The 3,855-nt window shown below is 42.0% G+C and carries 2 protein-coding genes and 1 pseudogene; 2 read left to right on the top strand and 1 reads right to left on the bottom strand.

All coding sequences use genetic code 11. The features are described from left to right. Positions 1–356: 356 nt before the first annotated feature. Positions 357–1,556: an IS256 family transposase gene (locus R6U02_RS09085; protein ID WP_410263296.1), complete on the bottom strand. Its 1,200-nt coding sequence runs from the start codon at positions 1,554–1,556 to the stop codon at positions 357–359. A gap of 511 nt (positions 1,557–2,067) precedes the next feature. Between R6U02_RS09085 and R6U02_RS09080 the strand changes: the two genes are divergently transcribed. Both R6U02_RS09080 and R6U02_RS09075 read left to right on the top strand, forming a co-directional pair. Beyond that, complete coding sequence (locus R6U02_RS09080; protein ID WP_410263295.1) at positions 2,068–3,657, top strand: glycoside hydrolase family 13 protein; 1,590 nt, start codon at positions 2,068–2,070, stop codon at positions 3,655–3,657. A 127-nt stretch (positions 3,658–3,784) separates the two neighbouring features. After that, positions 3,785–3,855: pseudogene (locus tag R6U02_RS09075) on the top strand (hypothetical protein); the annotation flags it as partial.

The following is a 3,855-nucleotide window of genomic DNA, read 5'->3' as shown; positions in this document are numbered from 1 at the left end:
ACTGCAACCTCTGCTTCACCAAGCCTGCTTGGACCTTCTAACACTATATCTCTTTCACCAACCCTCATAGGATCTTTTGACGCTATAGGATTGATTTAGAAAAAGGTTGTGCACCACTAACTACCGAATGACCCTCCATTCGGTAGTTAGCAGCGCTTTGATAGGCTCAATCGACCGAACATGCACCAACTTCGACACTTAGAGCAAGCAAGGGTCAAGTCCATTATAGTGTGTAAAATTGTACAGTAGTTACTTTATTATTCAATTGTACGTGCTGGCAGGCAGAGCCTGCTATACGCCTCGCCAAAGTAGAAATCAAAACCCGATTTCTACTTTTTCGAGGCCTTTCTTTTTAATTATTTGTTCATTTCATCAATCGCACTGTTCTGTTCTCTTAAAAAAGGGGCATGACTATCTAACCATTTTTCATGAACATCAAGCAGAACAGCTCCTATTAGCCTCACGGCTGAAGCGACATTTGGAAATATCGATATTACTTTTTCGCGGCGTCTAACCTCACGGTTTAATCGTTCGAGAGTATTCGTTGTTCTTAAAGACACGTGGTAAGCTTCAGGTTCATTTAGATATTGAATACTATCCATAAATCCATTATCCAGTTTTTCTAATGCTTTTTCATATTTCGGGTCGTCTTCTACGAAAGTCTCAAAAGCTTCTTTACACTCTTTGGCTTCTTGGAATGTACTTGATCTGAAAATGTTTTTTAGTAGTCGACGTGCTTCGGCAGTGTCTTTTTTGGGAAATACTTCGAGAATATTACGTAAAAAATGAACCGTACAACGTTGCCAAGCTGATCCTACAAATTCTTTTTTTATGCTGCTTTTTAGCCCTTCATGCGCATCTGAAATAATCATTTTAGGGGTTTTCAATCCACGTGCTCTCATATCCTGAAAGAATGCTGTCCAACTTTCTGTAGACTCGGCATCCGCAACTTTGAAGCCAATAATCTCTTTCCTGTTTTTTTCATTTATTCCAATCGCAATATAAACAGCTTTACTCACAATTCTGTGATTTTCCCTTACTTTAATATACAACGCATCAACGTAGACATACCTGTAGGTATGTGGGGTTAAACTGCGATTATTAAAGGCGTCAATTTCAGGATCTATCCGTTTCATAATTGAGGATACAAATGATTTTGATACTTTTTCACCACACAATTTTTCGACAATCTTAGTCACTTTCCGGGTAGAAACACCATTAATCACAGCTTCTATCATACTTAAAACAAGCACTTGATCCATTCGTTGATACCGTTCAAATAATTCCGTCGAAAATTCCCCAGAACGAGTCCGAGGGACGTTTAACTCTAAACTGCCCACCGATACAGTGTAGTGACGAGAATAGTACCCATTGCGATAATCTTCACGGCTTAAACTTCGTTCATATTTCTTAGCATTAATATATTCATCTCTCTCTGTTTCCATATACGCATTCATAACCAAGACTGCTAAAGACTTTAATTTACTGTTCATATCACTTTTTAAAATACCCTCTGTTAATTCCTCGAAATTTATATTAAGATTGAATTGGGTCATATCACTTTTCCTTTCTCAATGTGTGTTGGTAACTACATTGTACCAAGGTTGATATGACCTTTTCTATTTTACACAATTATACAGACACAACTAAGTGGTCTGGCTACTTACCGAATGAACCGTTATTCGGTAGGTAGGAGCGTCAAAGATGTGCCAACCTACCGAACAGCTGCCAAGTTCGGTAGGTTGCACGGGGTAAGCGGGCGCTAAGTGCCGAACTTGCTTAACTTCGGTAAGTAGCTCACTTAGAAAGTCAGCTACTTACCGAAGACCAGTTTTTAGATCAGTTTTTCTACTTGGAAATGCCTGGATTTTGATGGAAACGAGTGTGAACGCGTTTCCTCCTATTATGTTTTCTGTTACCGATAACACTTGAAATGTTCTTGTATAATTTTTTTCAAATGCTAAAATCAGAATGGAACCGCTTTAAGATAAGCGCGCCGGAAAATAATAATCCAGAGGAAAAAAACAAAACAAAATAAAATTCAATAGTTAAAGAAGGGGTATTTTTATGGATACAGCAGCAATTTATCATCGTTCCGAAAGTGAATACGCATATCTGTATGAGCGCGGACACTATCATATTCGTATCCGTACGAAAACGAGAGATGTCGACAGCGTTGAACTAATAAGTGGTGATCCTTATGCGCTCGATGAGCAGAAATGGTACACCAGCGGAAAAGAAATGAAAAAGGTAGCAACCACCAATATGCATGATTATTGGATGATCGATACGCACGAACCGACAAAGCGAATGGCTTATGGTTTCCGCGTGATCGGAAAAGACGGCATTGAAATATTTTACTCGGACCAGGGAGTCTATCCATTTGAAGAGACTTTTTTGGATCAGATGAACTTTTATTTCCGTGTGCCTTACATCCATGAGATCGATGCGTTCCGTGCACCCAAATGGGTCAATGAAACCATCTGGTATCAGATTTTTCCGGAACGTTTTAGAAATGGCGACAACAGCAACGATCCTGAAGGAACGCTTCCGTGGGGCAGCAAAGAACATCCGACCCGTGACGACTTTTATGGCGGAGACCTGCAGGGGGTGCTGGATGGCCTGGATTATCTAGAGGACTTGGGTATCAACGGCATCTACTTTACGCCTGTTTTTGAAGCCCATTCTAATCACAAGTACGACACCATTGATTACAAAGAAATCGATCCGGATTTTGGTGACAAAGCATTATTTAAAAAAGTTGTTGAAGAAGCACACAAACGCGGGATGCGTGTCATGATCGATGCGGTCTTCAATCATGTGGGCATTAAATCGGCTCAGTGGCAGGACATAATAGAGAATCAGGAAGAATCCAAGTACAAAGACTGGTTCTATATTCATTCCTTCCCTGTCCAAGATGTCAGCGGCCTAAGCATGGACGAACTGGAAAATGTGGGACGCGTGAATTACGATACCTTTGCGTTTACCGGTCACATGCCTAAACTCAACACGGCTAATCCGGAGGTGCAGGAGTACCTGCTTGATATTGCGACGTATTGGATCAAAGAATTTGATATCGATGCCTGGCGTCTTGATGTAGCCAATGAAGTGGATCACTACTTCTGGAAGAAGTTTTTCAAGGAAACGACGGCAATTAAAGAAGATCTGTATATCTTAGGAGAAATTTGGCATTCATCACAGAACTGGCTGAACGGTGACGAGTTCCATGCCGTCATGAACTATGCCTTTACGGATAATATCGAGAATTATTTCTTCAAGAAAATCTTATCTCCGACACGTCTGGTCTCGAGTTTGAACAGTCAGCGGATGCTTTACCGCAGACAAACGACTGAAGTGATGTTTAATTTATTCGATTCTCATGATACGCCGCGTATTTTGAACAAAGCAGGCGGCGATAAAAATCTCGTAAAATCTGCGATGGCATTCCTATACTCTCAACCCGGTACACCGTGTATGTATTACGGTACTGAAGTGGGGATGGACGGAGAAGGGGATCCGGATTGCCGTATGCAGCGCCAGCGTTCCCGTCTTTTTCTCCTCCGAGAAGACACGCATGGTGATCAGGGGAACTATGACCAACAGAACGAACACGAAATTCGAGAAGACGGGCTGAAAAACCGCCTCGGAAATATTTAGCGTGGTGCCTCCGGCCCCCGACCCATAGTCGCTCTGCAGGCTCAGGATGGTGAAATAGATATAGTTCCGGTAAAAGAAGTATCCGCATATCACGGTAAACATTGCCAGAAAAACGTAGGTCCACGTCAACGCGACTGCATACGGAGGCGGGGTCGCCGAGATGCTGCAGACGCTGGTCCCCCTGATGGTGGATGCCGG

The sequence above is a fragment of the Alkalibacterium sp. genome (assembly GCF_046484155.1).
Taxonomy (GTDB): Bacteria; Bacillota; Bacilli; order Lactobacillales; family Carnobacteriaceae_A; genus Alkalibacterium.
The sequence above is the reverse complement of the archived record's forward strand: the minus strand, read 5'-3'. Positions and strand labels throughout refer to the sequence as shown.

What these genes read in the sequence shown, in the direction of transcription:
- R6U02_RS09085 (WP_410263296.1), bottom strand. Translation starts at nt 1,556, where the DNA reads ATGACCCAATTCAATCTTAATATAAATTTCGAGGAATTAACAGAGGGT.
- R6U02_RS09080 (WP_410263295.1), top strand. Translation starts at nt 2,068, where the DNA reads ATGGATACAGCAGCAATTTATCATCGTTCCGAAAGTGAATACGCATAT.